Annotated in this window: 21 protein-coding genes; 14 read left to right on the plus strand and 7 right to left on the minus strand. The window is 68.5% G+C overall.

The genetic code is table 11. The features are described 5' to 3' along the window. The first annotated feature begins 10 nt into the window (after positions 1-10). The 7 genes from ACP693_RS12025 to ACP693_RS12055 all read left to right on the plus strand — a co-directional run bounded on the left by ACP693_RS12025 (position 11) and on the right by ACP693_RS12055 (position 5,763). Positions 11-643, plus strand: a complete 633-nt coding sequence (locus tag ACP693_RS12025) for a hypothetical protein (protein ID WP_426019699.1) — start codon at positions 11-13, stop codon at positions 641-643. 38 nt (positions 644-681) lie between these two features. Beyond that, complete coding sequence (locus tag ACP693_RS12030; RefSeq protein ID WP_426019701.1) at positions 682-2,532, plus strand: M14 family metallopeptidase; 1,851 nt, start codon at positions 682-684, stop codon at positions 2,530-2,532. 3 nt (positions 2,533-2,535) lie between these two features. Further along, positions 2,536-2,943, plus strand: coding sequence for an MAPEG family protein (locus tag ACP693_RS12035; protein WP_426019703.1), 408 nt, complete (start codon positions 2,536-2,538; stop codon positions 2,941-2,943). 39 nt (positions 2,944-2,982) lie between these two features. Then, positions 2,983-4,338, plus strand: a complete 1,356-nt coding sequence (locus ACP693_RS12040) for a TldD/PmbA family protein (RefSeq protein WP_426019705.1) — start codon at positions 2,983-2,985, stop codon at positions 4,336-4,338. Next, positions 4,335-5,132 (plus strand): 3'(2'),5'-bisphosphate nucleotidase CysQ, encoded by a 798-nt coding sequence (locus ACP693_RS12045; protein WP_426019707.1) that lies wholly within the window; start codon positions 4,335-4,337, stop codon positions 5,130-5,132. The genes ACP693_RS12040 and ACP693_RS12045 overlap by 4 nt, the downstream gene beginning before the upstream one ends. A gap of 106 nt (positions 5,133-5,238) precedes the next feature. Beyond that, positions 5,239-5,484 (plus strand): DUF4170 domain-containing protein, encoded by a 246-nt coding sequence (locus ACP693_RS12050; protein WP_017505336.1) that lies wholly within the window; start codon positions 5,239-5,241, stop codon positions 5,482-5,484. Positions 5,485-5,550: 66 nt separating this feature from the next. Further along, positions 5,551-5,763, plus strand: a complete 213-nt coding sequence (locus tag ACP693_RS12055; RefSeq protein ID WP_426019710.1) for a hypothetical protein — start codon at positions 5,551-5,553, stop codon at positions 5,761-5,763. Positions 5,764-5,920: 157 nt separating this feature from the next. Here the strand turns inward: ACP693_RS12055 and ACP693_RS12060 are convergent, their stop codons facing one another. After that, positions 5,921-6,586 carry a fused DSP-PTPase phosphatase/NAD kinase-like protein gene (locus tag ACP693_RS12060; RefSeq protein WP_426019712.1) on the minus strand — a complete coding sequence of 222 codons (666 nt, stop codon included), beginning with the start codon at positions 6,584-6,586 and terminating at the stop codon, positions 5,921-5,923. Positions 6,587-6,672: 86 nt separating this feature from the next. Here ACP693_RS12060 and ACP693_RS12065 point away from each other — a divergent pair, with 86 nt between their 5' ends. The 5 genes from ACP693_RS12065 to lpxK are packed head-to-tail and all read left to right on the plus strand — an operon-like array spanning position 6,673 to position 12,048. Further along, positions 6,673-7,191 (plus strand): hypothetical protein, encoded by a 519-nt coding sequence (locus ACP693_RS12065; RefSeq protein ID WP_426019714.1) that lies wholly within the window; start codon positions 6,673-6,675, stop codon positions 7,189-7,191. Positions 7,192-7,222: 31 nt separating this feature from the next. Continuing rightward, on the plus strand, positions 7,223-9,052 hold the full coding sequence (locus ACP693_RS12070; protein WP_426019716.1) for an ABC transporter ATP-binding protein: 1,830 nt from the start codon (positions 7,223-7,225) through the stop codon (positions 9,050-9,052). Next, positions 9,049-9,732, plus strand: a complete 684-nt coding sequence (locus tag ACP693_RS12075; protein ID WP_426019718.1) for a lysophospholipid acyltransferase family protein — start codon at positions 9,049-9,051, stop codon at positions 9,730-9,732. Before ACP693_RS12070 ends, ACP693_RS12075 begins: the two co-directional genes overlap by 4 nt. Before the next feature lie 10 nt (positions 9,733-9,742). Then, positions 9,743-11,035: a 3-deoxy-D-manno-octulosonic acid transferase gene (locus ACP693_RS12080; RefSeq protein WP_426019720.1), complete on the plus strand. Its 1,293-nt coding sequence runs from the start codon at positions 9,743-9,745 to the stop codon at positions 11,033-11,035. Further along, positions 11,032-12,048 carry a tetraacyldisaccharide 4'-kinase gene (gene lpxK / locus ACP693_RS12085; RefSeq protein ID WP_426020729.1) on the plus strand — a complete coding sequence of 339 codons (1,017 nt, stop codon included), beginning with the start codon at positions 11,032-11,034 and terminating at the stop codon, positions 12,046-12,048. The genes ACP693_RS12080 and lpxK overlap by 4 nt, the downstream gene beginning before the upstream one ends. Here the strand turns inward: lpxK and ACP693_RS12090 are convergent. Continuing rightward, positions 12,033-13,358, minus strand: a complete 1,326-nt coding sequence (locus ACP693_RS12090) for an amidohydrolase family protein (RefSeq protein WP_426019722.1) — start codon at positions 13,356-13,358, stop codon at positions 12,033-12,035. The genes lpxK and ACP693_RS12090 overlap by 16 nt on opposite strands. A gap of 156 nt (positions 13,359-13,514) precedes the next feature. On the opposite strand from ACP693_RS12090, the gene ACP693_RS12095 reads away from it, so the two are divergent. Further along, positions 13,515-14,165: a murein L,D-transpeptidase catalytic domain family protein gene (locus ACP693_RS12095; RefSeq protein WP_425984917.1), complete on the plus strand. Its 651-nt coding sequence runs from the start codon at positions 13,515-13,517 to the stop codon at positions 14,163-14,165. A gap of 3 nt (positions 14,166-14,168) precedes the next feature. Here ACP693_RS12095 and ACP693_RS12100 read toward each other — a convergent pair whose 3' ends face one another. The 5 genes from ACP693_RS12100 to ACP693_RS12120 all read right to left on the minus strand — a co-directional run bounded on the left by ACP693_RS12100 (position 14,169) and on the right by ACP693_RS12120 (position 16,612). Beyond that, entirely contained in the window at positions 14,169-14,477 is a 309-nt protein-coding gene (locus tag ACP693_RS12100; RefSeq protein ID WP_236547515.1) for a type II toxin-antitoxin system RelE/ParE family toxin, read from the minus strand. Then, a complete protein-coding gene (locus tag ACP693_RS12105; RefSeq protein ID WP_135195096.1) occupies positions 14,435-14,626 on the minus strand; it encodes a CopG family transcriptional regulator in 192 nt (63 codons plus the stop codon). The genes ACP693_RS12100 and ACP693_RS12105 overlap by 43 nt, the downstream gene beginning before the upstream one ends. Positions 14,627-14,658: 32 nt before the next feature. Beyond that, entirely contained in the window at positions 14,659-15,933 is a 1,275-nt protein-coding gene (purD, locus tag ACP693_RS12110; RefSeq protein ID WP_426019725.1) for a phosphoribosylamine--glycine ligase, read from the minus strand. Between the two features lie 73 nt (positions 15,934-16,006). Further along, positions 16,007-16,435 carry a hypothetical protein gene (locus tag ACP693_RS12115; protein WP_426019727.1) on the minus strand — a complete coding sequence of 143 codons (429 nt, stop codon included), beginning with the start codon at positions 16,433-16,435 and terminating at the stop codon, positions 16,007-16,009. A gap of 15 nt (positions 16,436-16,450) precedes the next feature. Next, on the minus strand, positions 16,451-16,612 hold the full coding sequence (locus tag ACP693_RS12120) for a hypothetical protein (RefSeq protein ID WP_426019729.1): 162 nt from the start codon (positions 16,610-16,612) through the stop codon (positions 16,451-16,453). Between the two features lie 64 nt (positions 16,613-16,676). On the opposite strand from ACP693_RS12120, the gene xseA reads away from it, so the two are divergent. Then, entirely contained in the window at positions 16,677-18,272 is a 1,596-nt protein-coding gene (gene xseA, locus ACP693_RS12125; protein ID WP_426019730.1) for an exodeoxyribonuclease VII large subunit, read from the plus strand. Positions 18,273-18,300 lie beyond the last annotated feature (28 nt).

The following is an 18,300-nucleotide window of genomic DNA, read 5'->3' on the forward strand; positions in this document are numbered from 1 at the left end:
GGGGGGCGATGTGAGCGCGTTCGAATTCTTCTTCAGCTTTTATGGCCTGCTGCTGGGCCTTTCGGTCGCCGAACTGGTGGGCGGGTTTGCGCGGGTGCTGCATGAGAAGCGGCGGATCCGGTTCGGCTGGCTGACGCCGCTGCTGGCCCTGTTCGTCGCTATCGACATCGCCACCTTCTGGAACCAGGCCTGGGTAATCTTCAGGGGCGCGCCGTTCAACACCTTCGTGCTGATCGTCTCGCTGGCCATCGCCGCGACCTTCTACGTGGCGGCCAGCGTGACCTTCCCGCGCGTTTCGGCCGAGGGCGGCGAAGAGCGGATCGACCTGGACGACCATTTCTGGGCCCACCGACGGCTGGTGTTCAGCTGTATTCTGGCGGCCAATCTGATCGTCGCCGTGATCGTGATCATCCTGGCCCAGCTCAATCCCGGCTTTGCCCAAGTCGCCAGTTCGGTGCGCCTGTGGACCGGCGTCGCCATCTTCGTGATCGGCACGGCGACGGCGGCCTTCGCGCCATGGCGCAGGGTTGCGGTCGGAGCACTGGTCGTCGTGCTGCTCTACAGTCTTTGGCAGATGGGGAACTCGGCGGCGCTGCTGCTGAAGGCCGGCGGGTGGGCGCCTGCGCTGGGCGGCGGCGGGTGACCGCTTGTCAGGCTGAGCCAATCGGCTCACGAAAGGCCATGCGATCGATTTCCCTGATGTCGGCCCTTCTTGCCGTCCTAGCCTGTAGCGTGAGTCCAGCCATGTCTCAGTCGCCGTCCCGGCCGCCCGTCCTGTCCAATATCGCGCCCTGGGACCAACCCTTCCTGCCGCCTGCGCCGGCATGGGACGGGGCGTCAAAGAGCCTGTTGCGCCCCGCCTCCGATCCCTGGGTGACGCCGTTCGAGGCCGATCGGGGCCATGATTTCTCGCCCGACTATGCCGACACCCGCGCCTGGTTCGACCGGCTGGATCAGGCCAGCGACCTGATCCGCATCGAACAGTTCGGCGTCTCGCCCGAGGGACGGCCGATCTATGCGGTGATCGCGTCCAAGGATGGGGCTGCGTTCGATCCGGCCAAGCCCGTGCTGATGATCCAGGCCGGCATCCACCCCGGCGAGATCGACGGCAAGGACGCGGGCATGATGGTGCTGCGCGACATCGCATTCTACGGCAAGGACGCCCTGCTGGACCGGGTCAATCTGATCCTGATCCCGATCCTGAGCGTGGACGGCCATGAGCGAGCGTCGGCCTATTCCCGGCCAAACCAGCGCGGGCCACGCATCCAGGGCTGGCGCAATACGGCGACCAACCAAAACCTGAACCGCGACTATCTGAAACTGGACCAGCCCGAGATGCGGGCGGTTCGCGGCCTGATCCTGAAATACCGGCCGGATCTGTATGTGGACGTCCACGTCACCGACGGCATGGATTACCAGTACGACGTCACCTATGGCTTCAACGGCGAGGACGGGGCGTTCAGCCGCTCGCCCAACGGCTCGGCCTGGCTGGATTCGATCTTCAAGCCCGCGATGAATGCGGCGCTGGAACGGGAGGGTCACATCCCCGGCGAACTGGTGTTCGGCATGGATGACGACGAACCCAGGAAGGGCCTGTCGGACGGCGGCCTGGGCGAGCGGTTCTCCAACGGCTGGGGCTCGGCGGCGCACGTTCCCACGATCCTGATCGAGAACCACAGCCTGAAACCGCACGAGCAGCGGGTGCTGGGCACCTATGTCTTCATCGAGGAGGCGATGCGGCTGCTGGCCGATCAGGGCGCGGGTCTGAGGGCCGCGACCGAGCAGGACAAGGCCCTGCGCCCGGCGCAGATCCCCGCCAACTTCGAGGCCGACGAGACGCCGTCGTCCACCCGGCCGTTCAAGGGCATACTGTACGAGATGTACGACAGCGCCGCGTCGGGCCGTAAGGAGATCCGCTGGCTGGGCCGGCCCGATCCCGAGCTGTGGCAGATGCCCTTCTATGGCTCCAAACCGACCCTGACCCTGACGCGACCGACCGCCTATTGGGTGCCGGGTTATCGCACCGACATCATCGAGCGACTGAAGATGCACGGGATCGCGATGGAGACGGTCGAGGCTGCGCGCACCGTGAACCTGTCGATGCTGCGTCTGGTCGAGCCGAAGCTGGCGACGCGGACCAACGAGGGCCACGTCCAGGCCTCGGTGAAGACGGTCGAGGTCGAGCGCCGCGACTGGACCTTCCCCACGGGTTCGGTGCGTGTGCCGACCGATCAGCCGCTGGGCGACATTGTCGTCCTGTTGCTGGAGCCGCAGTCGAGCGAAAGCTTCTTCGCGTGGGGCATGTTCCCCGAGGTCATGAGCCGGGTCGAATATATCGAGGCCTATGCCATCGCGCCGCTGGCGGACAAGATGATGGCGGCGGACCCTGCGCTGAAGGCCGAGTTCGAGGCGAAGCTGGCGGCCGACGCGGCGTTCGCGGCCGATCCGCAGGCGCGTCTGGCCTGGTTCTACGAACGCACGCCATTCTATGACGACCACTATCTGCTCTATCCCGTGGGGCGCGAGGACTGATCGATGACCACACCCCTGATGTACGCCGTCCAGGCCGCCGCCCTGTGGAGCGGCCTGCTGATCCTGATGATGCTGGTGCTGTCGGGCGTCGTGGTCAGCGGACGACGCAAGCATATGGTCTCGTTCGGGGACGGCGGGAACCCCGACCTGATGGCCGCCAGCCGGGCCTTCGGCAATCTGGTGGAATATGCGACGCCTGGCATGATCGCCATGCTGCTGCTGGCCGCCGTGGGCGCGCCGGCCTGGATGGTGCACGGGGTGGGTGCGACCCTGCTGGTCGGACGGGTGGTCCATGCCCTGGGCCTGTTGTTCCAGACCGGGCCGTCGCTGGGACGTGTGATCGGCATGTTGCTGACCTGGGTGGCGCTGCTGAGCGCCGCCGTCGGCCTGATCGCCTTCGCCGTTGTCTGACGCGGTTGCGGTGCAGCAAGCCGTCCGCCATATCGGGGCATGACTGAAACCCTGGCTGCGCCCGTTTCCACCGATCTTCTCAACGACATCGTCAAGGCGGCCCTGAGGGCCGGCGCCGACGCCGCCGAGGCGGTCAGCGCCGATCGCCGCTCCCTGTCGGTAGGGGTGCGCAACGGAAAGCTGGAAGACGTCGAACGCGAGGAGTCGCGCGACCTGGGCCTGAGGGTCTTCGTGGGCCAGCGCCAGGCGTCGGTCTCGGCATCGGACCTGTCGCCCGCGACACAGGCGCGGCTGGTCGAGCGGGCCGTGGCCATGGCCCGCCTGGCGCAGGAAGATCCCAACGCCGGTTTCGCCCCGCAAGATCGTCTGGCGCGCGGGCCGTTCGTCGACCTGGACCTGTTCGATCCCACCGAACGTAGCGCCGAAATCCTGGAACAGGCCTCGGCCGAGGCGGAAGCGGCGGCCCTGGCCGTGACAGGCGTGGCGCGGTCGGAAGGCGGCCATGCCTCATGGTCGTCCAGTCGCTGGCGGTTGGTGACCTCGCACGGGTTCGACGGCGCCTATGAGGGTTCGGCCTTCTCGCTGGGCGTTGGCGTCATCGCGGAAAAGGACGGGGCGATGGAGCGCGGCGGCGAGAGCCGTTCGATGCGCCACCTGTCCGACCTGCCCGGCGCCGAATTGATCGGACGCACGGCCGGCGAGCGCGCGGTCGCCCGCACCGGCGCGCGCAAGATCGCCTCGACCACCGCCCCCGTCATCTTCGACAACCGCATGTCGGGCCAGATCGTGTCTCCAGCCATCGGCGCCATTTCCGGCCCCTCCATCGCGCGCGGCACCTCCTTCCTGAAGGAGCGGCTGGGTCAGCGGGTGTTCGCCGAGGGCGTCACCCTGATCGACGATCCGTTCCGTCCGCGCGGCATGGGCTCCACCCCGTTCGACGACGAAGGCGTGGCGGTCGAGAAGCGCGCCCTGTTCGACAACGGCGTCCTAACGACCTGGCTGTTGAACAGCGCATCGGCACGGCAGTTGGGTCTGCAATCCACCGGCCATGCGTCGCGGGGCCTGGCGGGACCGTCGGGCGTCTCGACCCACAACCTGCACATGGAGCCCGGCGAGCAGGATCTGGCGGGCCTGATGGCCGATGCGGGGACCGGCCTGCTGGTGACCTCGATGTTCGGGCCGTCGCTGAACGGAAACACCGGCGACTGGTCCGCCGGGGTGTCGGGCCTCTGGTTCGAGAACGGCGTGATCGCCTATCCGGTCAACGAGGTGACAGTGGCCGGCAAGCTGACCGACCTGTATCTACGCCTCCAGCGCGGATCGGACCTGGAGTTCCGGGGCGGGTTCAACGTGCCCAGCCTGATGTTCGACGCGGTGGCCATCGCGGGCAAATGACCGATCTTGAATCCGATCTCGACCTGATCCGCCAGGCGGCCATCGACGCCGGGGCGCTGGCGATCGCCGAACGCGAGGCCGGGCTGAAGATCGAGTCCAAGGTCGGCGGCTCGCCCGTCACCAGCGGCGACCTGAAGGTGGACGCCATGCTGAAGGACCGGCTGCTGTCGGCGCGGCCCGACTATGGCTGGCTGTCGGAGGAGACGGCGGACTCGCCCGAGCGGCTGTCGAAGCGGCGCATCTTCATCGTCGATCCCATCGACGGGACCGTCGCCTATATGAAGCGGACGCCGTGGTGGTGCGTGCCCATCGCCGTGGTCGAGGACGGCGAGGTCGTCGCCGCCGTCATCCACGCGCCCGAAGTCGAGGAGACCTATGTGGCTGTGCGCGGCGGCGGGGCGCGGCGCAACGGCCGGGCGATCAGGGCCTCGGACGTGGATACGCTGGAGGACGCCTCGATCCTGGGCGATGCGCGACTGATCGAAGCGCCCTATTTCGACGACGAGCCCTGGCCGCCGATGCGGTTCGAGAAGCGCAACGCCCTGGCCTATCGGATGGCTCTGGTCGCCGCCGGCGCCTTCGACGCCGCCCTGGCCCTGACGCCGAAGTGGGACTGGGACGTCGCCGCCGGCTGGCTGATCGCCCAGGAGGCGGGCGCCAAGGTCAGCGATCACCACGGGCGGCCGTGGGCCTTCAACCGACCCGACCCGCGCCAGGCCAGCCTGGTCTGCGCGGCCCCGATCATCCAGCCGATGATCGTGCGGCGCTGTAAAAACGTGCCTGTATCGACCTAAGCCGGGGGTGGAAAAACCCCGCCCCACATTGATCCTTGGGCGTTCTCGGCCTATGCCGCGCGCAAAGCCCCTCCCCTGCCTTCGGGCCCAGCCTTCAGGATTTTCGATGACCGATCAGAACGCCGTCCCGCCGCAACTTCTGCACATCGTCATCGGCGGCGAGCTTCGTCACCTGGGCGAGCCGACCTTCCGCGACCTGTCGCAGGTCGAATTCGTCGGCGCCTTCGGCAGCTATGACGAGGCCAAGAAGGCCTGGAAGGCCCGCGCCCAGGCGACCGTGGACAACGCCCACATGCGCTATTTCATCCTGCACGCCCACAAGCTGATCGACCCGCGCGGCGACGCGGCCTGATCCTGCGACATCGGGGAGCCGAACCGGCGCCCCGATCCGACGTTTAGTCTGTATGCGAGGACGATCATGAACCTGGAACCGCAACAGATCTTTCAACTGGTCAGCCTGCTGGCGGTGCTGGCGCTGTTCAGCTTCTCGCTGCGCGGGCACATCAACTACGCTCGCTGGTTCAAGAGGTGGGAAGCCGACCGCAAGGCGCGGCGCGACGCCGAACTGGCGGCCGAGGCGCGGGCGAACGGCGAAGGCGGCGAGGAACCGAAGACTGGTCCCTGGGGCTGAGGCCCAACCTCAAATCCGTCACCCTCGGGCTTGTCCCGAGGGCCCACCGTTGGGCTGACGCGACCAAAGAAGCTGCGCGACGGCTCTGATGTTCGAATGCGCGGCCGCCGTGGGCCCTCGGGACAAGCCCGATGGTGACGGGTGGGTTGGTTCGCCCCTACTCCCGCCGCAGCAGCTTGTCGGTCAGCAGCGTGCCCCACCAGCCGGCCTTGAACTCGGCGCGGATGGCCTTGGGATCGTAGTCTGGGCTGTCGACCCAGTCGATGAAGCTGATCCCCCGAGGCTCGATCTCGGCGACGTATTTCTCCAGCGTGTAGTCAAGCACGCCGGTCAGCCCCTCGCGCGAGTGCAGGTATTTCTTGGACAGCTGTTTCATGGCCACCGAGATCGGTTCGCCCAGGTGAAAGTGGCGATAGAAGACCGCCATCATCCCGGCCCGATCCGCGCCCGACTTGCAGTGGATCAGCACCGGATACTGGATGGTCTTGAACAGCTCGCGGGCGCGGTGGATGCGGTCCGTCTGAGGCGGATCGCGCGAATCGAGCGGAGCGTCGATCAGGGTCAGACCCAGCCGTTCGCAGGCCTCCTTCTCCAGCCAGTAATAGCCCTCGTCGCGTTCGCCGCGCAGGTTGATGACGGTCTTGACGCCCTTCTTCTTCCAATAGGCCAGCTGGCGCGGCGATGGCTGGTTGGTGCGCACCAGGTCCGGCCCCAGCCAGTGGGCGTTGGAAAACGCCACGCGCAGAAACGCGTGGTCGGCCCAGAAATAATGCCAATGCGCCCGGAAACGGCCCATCGCGGTCGAGAGGTCGAAGCGCGCCATGCCCGCCAGATAGCGATCCGACGCCGCCGCGTCATCCGATCTCGATCCTGATGCGTTGGAATGTTCGTCAAGAACAGGAGGTCCACATGAAAATCCTCGCCGCAACCGCCGCCGTCGTGGCCAGCCTTTGCGCGGGCGTGGCCGTCGCCCAGACGCCGCCCGAGGATCAGGCCCTGATCGCCTATCTGCGCGAAAGGGCCAAAGAGGCGCTGGACACCACCCGATATACGGCCTCGATCACACCCGACGGCGGCACCACCTTGGTCTATCTGACAGGTCCGAACTGGTGCGGGTCGGGCGGGTGCCGACTGCTGGTGCTGGACCGAACGGGCGAGACCTATCGCTTGGTCGGTGAGATCAGCGTCGCCCGTGCGCCCATCCGGCTGCTGGAACAGCAGACCCACGGCCGTCACGATCTGGGCGTCTATGTCGCCGGGGGCGGCATCACCCAGGGGTATGAGGCCGCCGTGCCGTTCGATGGGCGTCGCTATGCCCCCAACCCGACCGTCGCCCCTGCCGTCAGGATCGAGGATGCACCGGGCGAAACCCTGATCCGCGCCGACGAACAGGGCCGCACGCTGGAACCGTCGCCGGACAAGCCTTGACTTGAACGGCGGCTCGGACGACCGAGAGGCGATGACCGTCGCCGCCTCAGACACCATGCCCCTGCGCGCCCTGCTGGCGCGGATCTGGCGCGACTATCTGTCCCGGCACAAGGGATCGCTGATCCTATCGGTCCTGTGCGCGGCGATGACGGGCCTGCTGACGGCGGCCTTGTTGAAGCTGCTGGAGCCCGCAATCAACGGGCTGTTCCTGGGCGGGACGGAGCCCATCAGCCTATTCGGCGTCTTCAGCTTCCCGGCCGACAAGGCGGTGATCTGGATCCCGGTCGCCATTCTGGCGGTGGCTGTGGCGCGCACCCTGGCGGCGCTGGGCCAGGCGGCCCTGGTCAACCGGCTGGGCCACACCATCGTCGGCGACATCCAGATTCGCCTGTTCGGGGCCATGATCCGCGCCGACCTGGCTCGGTTGCGCAGCCAGCATTCGGGCGGCTTCGTCTCTTCGGTCCTGTTCGACGCCAACATGGTGCGCGAGGCCTTCACCTCGGGCGTTGTCAACTACACCCAGAACCTGCTGACCCTGATCGCGGTGCTGATCTACATGGGCTTCATCGACTGGCAGCTGACCATGGTGGTGCTGCTGGGCGTGCCGCTGGTGGCGCTGGTGCTGCGCCGGTTCGGACGCAAGACGCGCAAGGCGGCCCAGGGCGCCATGGCCGAGACCGAGAACCTGTCCACCGCCCTGATGGAAAACCTGGACGGGGTTCGACTGATCAAGATCGAGAACCGCGAAGCGGCCGAACAGGGCCGTGTCGCCGAGGTGGTGGCCCGGCGCCAGCGTCACGTGATCAAGGGCGCCAACGCCCGCGCCTTCGCCGGTCCGTCCAGCGATCTGGTGGCCTATATCGTCGTCGCCGCCGTGATGGCTTATGCCGGATGGCGGGCGCAGTCGGGCGAGATGACGGTGGGCGGGTTCGCCGCCTTCATCGGCATGTTGCTGGCCGCAGGGCAAGCCCTGCGTCAGGTGACCAATCTGGCGACAGTGATGAGCGAGGGCTTCACCGCCGCGCGTCGCCTGTTCGGCGCCCTGGACATCGAGGCCGAGATTCGCGAGGCCCCGGATGCCGCGCCTCTGGCGCCCGGGCCGGTCGAGGTGGTGCTGGACCAGGTGTCGTTCGCCTATGCCCCCGGCGGGGCGCCGACACTGAACGCCGTATCGCTGCGGGTCGCGCCGGGCGAGACGGTGGCCCTGGTCGGGCCGTCGGGTGGGGGAAAGAGCACGATCCTGAGCCTGTTGCCGCGTTTCTATGACGTGACGGGCGGGGCGGTGACGATCAACGGCGCCGACGTGCGGGCCTTACGCATCCACGACCTGCGCGACCATATCGCCCTGGTGACGCAGGAGCCCTTCCTGTTCGACGACACCATCGCCGCCAACATCGCCTATGGCCGACCGGGCGCCACCCAGGCCCAGATCGAAGAGGCCGCGCGGTCGGCCGCCGCCCACGACTTCATCACCGCCTTGCCTGAGGGGTATGACACCCGCGCGGGCGAGGCGGGCCTGCGTCTGTCAGGCGGCCAGCGCCAGCGGATCGCCATCGCCCGCGCCTTCGTCAAGGACGCGCCGATCCTGCTGCTGGACGAAGCGACCAGCGCACTGGACACCGAGAGCGAGGCCCTGGTCCAGGCGGCGCTGGAGCGGCTGATGGAAGGCCGCGCCACCCTGATGATCGCCCACCGACTGTCGACCGTTCGCAACGCCGACCGCATCTATGTGATCGAGGCCGGCCGGGTGGTCGAGGAAGGGTCGCACGACGCCCTTGTCGCCAGGGGCGGCCTCTATTCCCGCCTGGCCCGCCAGCAGTCGCTGGACGGTGTGCCGGTCAGTGTCGAGACCGTCGCGTGAGGCCGCTGCGCAATCCCGTCATCCAGTCCGCCCTGGCCTGGACCCTGGCGCAATGGATGCGGTTCTGCTTCGCCACCATCCGCTGGACGCACGAGAACCGTTCGGTCGCCGAAGAGATCTGGCGCGCGGGCGGCGGGGTGCTGTGCGTCTTCTGGCACTCCCGTATCGGGCTAGCCCCCGCCTCATGGCCGCAGGGCGAGGCCCAACCCGCCAAGGGCTTGATCTCGCTGTCGGCGGACGGCGAATTCTTCGCCAAGGCCGTCGCGCGCCTGGGGATCCCCGCCGTGCGCGGATCGTCAGCCAACAAGGACAAGGCGGCGGCGGCCAAGGGCGGATCGCAAGCGCTGCGCGACGGTTTGAAACAGTTGAAGGTCGGAGCCCTGGCCATCACGCCCGACGGACCGCGTGGTCCTGCCAAGGTCATGGCCGAGGGCCTGCCGCTGATGGCGAAGATGTCCAAGGCGCCGGCCCTGTTCATCGGCATCTCCTGCAGCCCGGCGATCCGGGTGAACAGCTGGGATCGCGGCGTCGTGCCTATGCCGTTCGGCAAGGGCGCCATCGTCTGGGACCGCGCGGACTATCCGCAAGGCGCCGACATGGCCGAGGTGATCGCCGACTGGACCGCACGGCTGAACGCCGTCGAGGCGCGGGCCGATGAGATCACGGGCCTGAAACCGTGAGGATGCAACCGTGACGCCCCTGCCGTTGATCGCCTATCGGCTGGCGACCCGCGCGCTGGAGCCGCTGGCGCCGCGCCTGCTGGATGCGCGCGCGCGGCGGGGCAAGGAAGACCCCGTGCGGGTGGATGAGCGGATGGGCTTCACCCGCGCGGAACGGCCGGCGGGCGATCTGGTCTGGCTGCACGGCGTCAGCGTGGGCGAGAGCCTGTCGCTGCTGCCCGTGGTCGAGCGGTTCGTGAAGGCGCGGCCGGACCTGACGGTGCTGGTGACGTCCAGCACCGTGACTTCGGCTCAAATCCTGGCTCAGCGACTGCCCGAAGGCGTGATCCATCAGTATGCGCCGGTCGATGCGCCGGGCGTGATCGAGCGGTTCCTGGATCACTGGCGGCCGGGTCTGGCGGTCTTCGTCGAAAGCGAAATCTGGCCCAATCTGTTGCTGGAGGCGAAGCGGCGCGGCATGAAACTGGCCCTGGTCAGCGCGCGCATCACCGAAAAGACCGTCGAGGGCTGGGCGCGGTTTCCGGCCTCGGCGCGGGCGCTGACCGGCGCCTTCGACCTGGTCCTGCCCCAGGATGCGGTCTCGGCCCAGCGGCTTGAGGGCATGGGGGCGCGGATCGACGGCCTGGTGAACCTGAAACTGTCGGGCGAGCCGTTGCCGCATGACCCGGCGGCCTTCAGCCGTCTGTCCGCCGCCATCGGCGACCGGCCTGTGATCGTCGCCGCCAGCACCCATGAGGGCGAGGAAGTCGCCATCGTGCGGGCGCTGGACAGGCTGGGCGACCGCGTCTGCCTGATCCTGGCGCCGCGCCACCCCGAGCGCGGACCGCACATCGCCCAGGCCCTGCAGCGCGAGGGATACGCCTTCGCCATGCGATCGCGCGGCGAGGTGATCGGGCCGGACACCGACATCTATCTGGCCGATACGCTGAACGAGATGGGCCTGTTCCTGCGGCTGGCGGACGTGGTGGTGATGGGCGGCTCGTTCGCCCCGGCCCTGGGCCTGCCGCCGGTCGGGGGGCACAATCCGCTGGAGCCGGCGCGACTGGGCAAGCCGACGATCACGGGACCGGATGCCTCCAACTGGGCGCCGGTGACCTCCGCGCTCGCAGAGGCGGGCGGGCTGGTGCTGGTTCAGGCGCCGTGGGACCTGCCGGGCGTGATCGAGCCGCTGCTGGCGGATCTGGACGCGGCCAAGGCCATGGGCGAGCGCGGACGCCGCGCGTCGGTCGAAGCGGGTGGCGGGCTGGAGCGGCTGTGGGCGCTGCTGGCCCCGCTGACGCCGCAAAGGCGGTCCAGGCGATGAAGCTGAACACGCCACGCTGGTGGTACATCCGCGACAGCAACCATGCGCGGGTGACGCGCACCGTGCTGAAGCCCTTGGGCTGGATCTGGGCCGCCGTGACCGCGCGTCGGATCGCGCGAGCCGAGCCGGTCGATCCCGGCTGTGCGGTGATCTCTGTCGGCAATCTGACGGTGGGCGGATCGGGCAAGACGCCGGTGGCGCGCGAGGCCCTGCGGCTGCTGCGGGCGGCGGGGGTCGAGGCGCAAGGCCTGTCGCGCGGCTATGGCGGGCGGCTGGAAGGCCCCGTGCGGGTCGATCCTGACGTCCATACGGCCGAGGATGTCGGGGACGAGCCGCTGATGCTGGCGCAGGGGTCGCCGACCTGGATCGCGCGGGACCGTGTCGCGGGCGCCAGGTCTGCGGTCGCGGGCGGGGCGCAAGCCCTGGTGCTGGACGACGGCCATCAGAACCCGGCGCTGCAGAAGACCGTCAGTCTGATCGTCGTGGACGGCGAGACGCGCGGAGACGAATGGCCGTTCGGGGACGGATCGGTTTTTCCCTCCGGCCCGATGCGCGAGCCGCTGAAGGCCGGGCTGGCGCGCGCCGACGCCGTGGTGGTCATGCTGCCGACCGATGTGGACGAGGCCGATCCCGAACTGCTGGCGGTGTTCGGCGCCCTGCCCGTCTTCGTCGCGCGCCTGACGCCAGAGGGGCCGCCGCCGTCGGGGCCACAGGTCGGGTTCGCCGGCATCGCCAAGCCGTGGAAGGTCGAGCGGTCGCTGAAGGCGGCGGGCTGCGACCTGGCGGACTTCGTCCCCTTCCCCGATCATGCGGCCTATAGCGCCGAGACCATGGTGTTCCTGACGGGTCGGGCGGCGGTGTTCGACGCTGGGCTGGTCACTACCGAAAAGGACTGGGTCCGGCTGAGGCCCGACCAGCGCGCGCATGTCACGGCCTGGCCGGTCGTTGCCCGGTTCGAGGACGAGGCGGCCTTCGCCGCCTTCCTGATGACGCGGATTCAGTCGGCGCGATAGACCACGCCGGACTTCATCACGAACCTCATCCGCTCCAGCTCGGTCACGTCGGACAGAGGATCGCCCGACACGGCGACGATATCGGCGGGCATGCCCGGCGCGATCTTTCCGGCCTCGCTGGAAATCCGCAGATGTTCGGCGGCGCCGACGGTGGCGGCCTGGATGGCCTCCAGCGGGGTCAGGCCGGCGCGGACCAGAAGCGCGAACTCTTGCGCATTGTCGCCGTGGGCCGAGACGCCGCTGTCGGTGCCGAAGGCGATCTTGACCCCGCCCTCATGCGCGCGCCGCGCCATGTCCAGCATCTTTGGCCCGGCCTCCAGCGCCTTGGCCGTCTGGGCGGGTGTAAAGAAGTTGTCCGGGCCGGACGCGATTCGGGCCACGAAATCGCCGGCCAGCAGGGTCGGCACCAGCCAGGCGCCGTTCGACTTGAACAGACGGATCGACTGGTCGTCCAGATAGGTGCCGTGTTCGATGGAATCGCCGCCCGCGCGCAGGAAGGCGTTGATCCCGTCCACCCCGTGAGCGTGGGCTGTGACCTGGCGGCCCATGCGGTGGGCGCTGTCGACGATGGCGGTCAGTTCGGGATCGCTGAACTGCTGGCCCAGACCGGCGGCGGTGTTGGACAGGACCCCGCCCGTGGCCGTGATCTTGATGATGTCGGCGCCGGCGCGAACCTGAGTGCGGACGGCGCGCATGCAGTCCTCGGGCCCCGAGCAGATGCTCTCGGACGACAGCAGGTGCATGACGTCGTCGCGATAGCCGTTGATGTCGCCATGACCGCCGTGGATCGAAACCGACGAGCCCGACGCGATGATGCGCGGCCCCGGCACGTCGCCGGTCTTGACCGCATTCCTCAGCGCGAAGATCGCTTCGTTGGAGGCGCCCAGGTCTGCCACCGTCGTGAAGCCGGCCATCAGGGTGCGGCGGGCGTAGCGGGCGCCGACCATGGCCTGGTCCGCGTCGGACAGGGTGACCTCTTCCAGCCGCGAATTCGGGTTCTGCTGGCCCGTCAGATGGACGTGGCTGTCGATCAGTCCGGGCAGGACGAAGGCCTCCCTAAGGTCCACCACCTTGCCTTGAGAAGGGTCGCCGACGAAGCCGTCGCGCACTTCGACGACCTGGTTCCCTCTGATCACGAGAGTTTTACCGCGCTGCACAACGCCGTTCGACGGGTCCGCCAGCAACCTTCCGGCCTCGACGAACGTTGTCGTGGATTGCGATGAAACCCCAACACCCGTGGGGCTTTGCTGGGCCTCAGCGCCTGCGGCAGACGCCATCAGTGCGGCCAGCGCAATTCCGAAACGCTTCATCGATCTCTCCCCGCGACACGTTGGCCGCAAAATGGCCCCACAAGGCTCAGGTTGCCTCGGCCGTAACCAACTGAAACAAACACGCCTCAAGACCAACCGCAACGAGGGCGTCGCATGCGGCTATCGAGACGAGGGCTAATTCTGGGTGGATCGGCCATGCTGGCGGGATGCGCCAGCGCAAGCGCCAAGGCGCCGCTGACCACGGCTCAGACCGGAGCCCCGATCGCGATGCCGCAGGTCGGACTGCCGACGGTACAGACCGCCGCCCTGACGCCTCCGCCGCTGGATCCCCGCGGTCACGTGCGCAAGGAGCTTATGGAGCGCGCCATGACCGCGCTGGACACCCATCACCGCCACCTGCCGCTGCGCGACCGGATGTATCTGGTCGATTTCCAGAAGTTCTCGGGCGAGGAACGCCTGTACGAAGTCGATCTGGTCGCCGGCGAGGTCAAGGTCCTGCGCACCTGCCACGGTCGCGGGTCCGATCCGGCCCACACCGGCTTCGCCCAGCGGTTCTCGAACACGCCGGATTCCAACATGTCCTCGGTCGGCGCCTACGCCACCGCCGGCGCCAACTGGGGCGCACAGCAGGGACCGAACGTCCTGCTGGACGGACTGGAATACTCCAACGACAAGGCGCGCGAGCGGGCCATCATCATCCACGGCGCCGACTATGCCGACCCGGACTTCCTGGCGCGCGAAGGCAAGCTGGGCCGCAGCTACGGATGCTTCTCGGTCGCCCACACCGACCTGCCAGGCTTGCGCGAACGCATGGGCGAAGGCCGGCTGCTGTTCGCAGCGGCGTAGGGCTTAGCGTTCGGGCCGTCGGGCGGAGTGCCGGATGGTTACGACCTCCACCCGATCCGGCAGGATTGCGTAGCGGATCAGGTAAGGCTTCACGAGGGTCAGCTCGCGCGTTCCATGAATGGCGGGCCGCCCTCTGTCTGCAAAATGCGCCAGGCTTTCGGCAGCGGCCTTCAATCGAATGAAGAAACGCGCTGCGGCGGCTGGGTTGAAGTCTGCGATATAGAGGCTGATGTCCTCAAGATCGCTCAGCGCCTGATCCGTCCAGACGACTAGCCGCATTTCGGCCGGGGCAGCGGATTGGCCGTCGACCACGACTCGACCCAACGCATGACGGTTTCGTTGTCGACGACCCGTCCCGCCGCTGCGTCCGCCAGCCCCCGCAAGGTTGCGGCCTCGTCCGCCGCGTCGTCAGGCGTCGAGAACAGGTCTTCGTCGTCGTGATCGATTGCAGGATCAGCCATGGGTCAGACCCTACCACACCCCGCCGATACGGTCAGCCCCGGTCCAGCGCCCGCCAGCCGATGTCGGAGCGGTTGAAGCCGCCGGGCCAGTTGATCTTCTTGATGGCGTCATAGGCGCGTTCACGGGCCTGGGCGATGTCGTCGCCCTCGGCGCAGACGTTCAGGACGCGACCGCCAGAGGCGGCCAGCAACCCGTCGTCGCGGCGCTTCGTCCCGGCGTGGAAGACCTGGACGTGAGGACCGAAGTCCTGATCGGCGCCGCGGATGATCGAGCCTTCCAGCGGACTGTCGGGATAGCCCTTGGCGGCCATGACCACGCAGATCACCGTCTGGGGCTTGAAGGCGGGCGAAGCCAGGCCCGACACGTCGCCGCGCGCACAGCCCAGCAGATACGGAACGATGTCGCCCGCCATCCGCATCATCAGCACCTGACATTCCGGATCGCCGAATCGGGCGTTGAACTCGACCACCTTGGGGCCTTCGTCGGTCGCCATCAGACCGGCGTAGAGGACGCCGCGATAGGGCGCGCCCTCCTCGGCCATCTTGCGGATGGTCGGCTGAACGATCAGTTCGTCAGCCTGCTGGACCAGGTCGGGCGTAAAGACGGGGGCGGGCGAATAGGCGCCCATGCCGCCGGTGTTGGGCCCCAGGTCGCCGTCGAAGGCGCGCTTGTGGTCCTGGGCGCCGCCGAACAGCAGGGCGCGCTGACCGTCGCACAGGGCGAACAGCGAGCCCTCCTCGCCGTCCATGAACTCCTCGATCACGACGCGGGCGCCGGCCGCGCCGAAGCGACCGCCCAGCATCCGCTCGATCTCGGCCTCGGCGTCGGGGCGGTCGGGGCTGATGGCCACGCCCTTGCCGGCGGCCAGGCCGTCGGCCTTGATGACATAGGGCGGTTTGAACACGTCCAGAGCCGCCTTGGCGTCTTTGACCGTGTCATAGACGCCGTAGCCGGCGGTGGGGATTTCGTGGCGTTCGAGGAAGGCCTTGGAGAAGGCCTTGGAAACCTCCAGCTGCGCCGCCTTGGCCGTGGGGCCGAAACAGGGGATGCCCGCCGAGGCCAGACGGTCGGCTAGACCGGCGGCCAGAGCCACTTCGGGTCCGACCACGACCATGTCGGCCTTGATCTCGCGAGCTAGAGCCGCGAGCCCGTCGGCGTCGTCGGCCTTGATCGCGCGAAGCTCGCACAGCTTCTCGATGCCGGGGTTGCCGGGCGCGGCGACCAGACGCGTGACCAGCGGCGACTGGGCGATCTTCCAGGCCAGGGCGTGTTCGCGGCCGCCCGATCCGACGAGAAGAATGTTCATGAGACCGGGCAATGACCGGCCGTCGCCGGCCGGTCAAGCACCCGTCAGACTTAACGCCGCATTCAGCGCCCAATCAGCGTGCGGGCGGCGTCCAGGCCGGCAGGGCCTGAAGCTGGCCGGCCGTCAGGTCGGTGACCAGATCCCTGTCGCCGTTGCGGTCGATCGGCGCCACGTCGGCGACCGGCACCCGCACCTTCATGTCGCCCGGCCCTTCCAGCTCGATCACCAGATGGGTCAGGGCGCCGGAGGCATCCAGCACCAGGGTTTCGACATCGCCCAGATCGACGTCGGTGCGGGAATACAGGTCCGCATCCTCCAGCTGGTCGCGGGTCATGTTGAAGGCCAGGGCGGCGTTCGTCGCCGCCGTGTCAGCCTGTTGGTCCGGCAGGGCGACGGGCGCGGCGCCCGGCGCTGGCGCCTGGACGACATCGTCGTCGCGATCCGAACAGGCGGCGACACCGGTCAGGCAGAGGACAGCGGCAAGGGAGACAAGACGGTTCATGGGTTTCCTGACGATCTAGAGCAGGGCAGAGGCGACATAGACGCCCACCCCCAGCAGAATGATGCAGCCGATGATCAGCCACGGGCTCATGGCGCCGCCGCCTCCAGCGCGACGTTCGAGGTCACGCTCACGCGGGTTCTGGTCGGACGGATCGGTTCCAGGTGGGTCGGCTGCCATGAAAGTCGAACGGCGAGGCGCACGCGGCGTTCCCGCGCGGATCGACGCAGGCTAGGATGGGCCGATGAGCGACGACTCCTATGTGTTCGAAGGCCCGGCCGAGGCCCCTGCCCCGCGCGACAACAATCCGCCACTGTCGATTTCGGAGCTGTCCTTTGCGCTGAAGCGCACGCTGGAGGATCGGTTCGGCCATGTGCGGTTGCGGGGCGAAATCTCCAAGGTCAATCGCCACGCCTCGGGCCACATCTATCTGACGCTGAAGGACGACAAGTCGGCCATCGACGGCGTGGTGTGGAAGGGATCGGCGCGCGGCCTTGGCGTGCACCCCGAGGCCGGGCTGGAAGTCATCGTCACCGGCAAGATCACATCCTATCCGGCGCGTTCCTCCTATCAGATCGTGATCGAGAGCATGGAGGCGGCGGGGGCCGGCGCCCTGCTGGCCCAGTTGGAGCGGCTGAAGGTTCGACTGCGCGAGGAGGGCCTGTTCGAGCCGGGCCGCAAGAAGGCCCTGCCCGCCTTCCCCGCCGTCATCGGCGTGATCACCAGCCCGACCGGGGCGGTGATCCGCGATGTGCTGCACAGGATCGCCGAACGCTGGCCCTGCCGGGTGATCGTCTGGCCCGTGGTGGTTCAGGGCGAGGCGGCGTGCGGCCAGGTGTCGAACGCCATCCGCGGGTTCGACGCCATGACGGCGGACGGGCCGATCCGGCGCCCCGACTTGCTGATCGTCGCGCGCGGCGGCGGGTCGGTCGAGGACCTGTGGTGTTTCAACGACGAAGGCCTGGCCCGCACCGTGGCGGCGGCGCGCATCCCGATCATCTCGGCCGTGGGGCACGAGACGGACACGACCCTGATCGACTTTGTGTCGGATCGACGGGCCCCGACCCCGACCGGCGCGGCGGAAATGGCGACGCCGGTGCTGGCGGACCTGAGATACGCGGTCGCCGACATGGACCGGCGCGTGGTTCAGGCGGGCGGGCGGCTGATCGAGGATCGGCGCACGCGCCTGCGGGCCGTGGCGCGCGGCCTGCCGGCACGGCCGGAGGATCTGCTGGCCCTGGCGCAACAGCGGCTGGATCACGCAGCGAGTCGCCTAGGGTCGGGGCTGCAACGCAATGTCGCCCTGCACGAACGGCATCTGGCGGTGACGGGCGGCAAGCTGAGCCCGGCCCTGCTGCGCACGCGGATCGAGCGGGGCCAGGACCGGCTGCGCGGCGCGGGCGACAGGCTGGGCGCGGCCCTTCAGGCCAGCGTGGCGCGGGGCGAGCGGCGGCTGTTGCAAGTCTCGGCCCGCCTGTCGCCCGCCCCCCTGCACCGACGGCTGGATCAGCGTGAGGCCCGGCTTCACGCCGTCGGCGCGCGGCTGGACGGCGTCATGCCGCGTCGGCTGGAGCGGGACGCCGACCGTCTGGCGGCCCTGTCGCGGGCGCTGACCACGCTGGATCCCGGCCGGCCCAAGCCCGGCTTCGCCCGCGTGGAGGATTCGGACGGCGGCTGGATCACTTCGGCCAAGGCGCTGGAGGCCGGTCAGGCGGTCAGGCTGGTGTTCGGCGACGGGTCTCAACCCGCAACCATCGACGGCGGCGAACCCCGCCCGGCCTCGCCGCGTCCGGTCGCCAAACCGAAGCCGCCTGCGGCCGGTCAGGGCAGTCTGTTCTGACGCGAGCCGTTTTCCGCTTCGCCCCGGC

This window comes from Brevundimonas sp. TWP1-3 (genome assembly GCF_049896085.1).
Lineage (GTDB): Bacteria > Pseudomonadota > Alphaproteobacteria > Caulobacterales > Caulobacteraceae > Brevundimonas.